We start from the raw sequence: 1,150 nt of genomic DNA, 5'->3' as shown, positions 1-1,150 counted from the left end.
AGCATAATTAATACCACACCACCACCTCTCCTTGTGCATTTTCCTCCAAATTTACATTAATTTCTGAAACTGACACAAAGAAGTTATATATCATATCTCCTGCAAGTGTAATATAATCTCCTGTGTTTCCTGCATAATCTACAAAAGATATACTTGCTCCACCACCTACAAGACTAATATCTACTTCTTTTACGTAGTCTTTTGTATCGAATCTTATATTTCCATTACTTAATTCATATTTTTTATACCACTTTTTTGTATTTCCATAGTTTATTGAATAAGATGGGATAGGAAAATTATTTATATAGATTTCGATAGGTTTCAAAAGAATAACCTTTGGATAAGTAAAAGTTATTTCCATATATATCTTCTGATATTCAGAAGGTATATTAACTCCTACCACGGAAAAGCTTGGAATAACAAGATTTTTGCGCAATGTTCTTGATAATAAAATATTCAAATCAAATGGCGTTGGATTATATACTTCAAGAGATTGCGGGGTAATTTTTTCCATCCCCAAAAATATGTCTACAATATATTTTCCCTCTTCATACTCATTGTATTTATCAAGTTTAATATATCCAACTTTCATCCACTCCTCTTTTGGGGGGACAATTAAATTCTCAGTAAATATCCAGTTAATGTTTTTAATTAACATATTATCAACCTCCTTCTTTTGCTATTATATCATATTCAAGGGGATATACATAGTTTCAATCCCTTATAGGTACTCTACAAACGTTAAAAACAGAGGTGGGTGGATATCTATTTATTCTTCGTTTCAATCCCTTATAGGTACTCTACAAACCACGGCATGGATGGCGATGATTGGAGCGCTAACAATGGTTTCAATCCCTTATAGGTACTCTACAAACCGATTTGAAAGAGGGGAGTTGCAAGAATTTAGAAAGTTTCAATCCCTTATAGGTACTCTACAAACCAAGTTTCTTCATAATTTGCAATAAGTTCATAACCAGTTTCAATCCCTTATAGGTACTCTACAAACCTCGAATGGAAGAAAGAGAATACAGAGAAAAATCAAGTTTCAATCCCTTATAGGTACTCTACAAACTATCGGATATCGGATTAAAAACAGGAGGTAGAGGGAAGTTTCAATCCCTTATAGGTACTCTACAAACAGTTTAATGCC

The 1,150-nt window shown here is 32.6% G+C and carries 1 protein-coding gene and 1 CRISPR repeat array; the gene reads right to left on the bottom strand.

Annotated features, from left to right (window positions below; translation table 11 throughout):
• Positions 1 to 7 precede the first annotated feature (7 nt).
• The gene (locus NZ841_08425) at positions 8 to 658 is read right to left on the bottom strand and encodes a hypothetical protein (GenBank protein ID MCS7202785.1); all 651 of its coding nucleotides are present in this window, start codon (positions 656 to 658) and stop codon (positions 8 to 10) included.
• A 52-nt stretch (positions 659 to 710) separates the two neighbouring features.
• Positions 711 to 1,139: a CRISPR direct-repeat array (repeat unit 30 nt; unit sequence GTTTCAATCCCTTATAGGTACTCTACAAAC).
• Between the last annotated feature and the right edge of the window lie 11 nt (positions 1,140 to 1,150).

This window comes from Dictyoglomus sp. (assembly GCA_025060475.1).
GTDB lineage: Bacteria > Dictyoglomota > Dictyoglomia > Dictyoglomales > Dictyoglomaceae > NZ13-RE01.
This window is presented reverse-complemented; position numbering and strand designations above follow the sequence as displayed.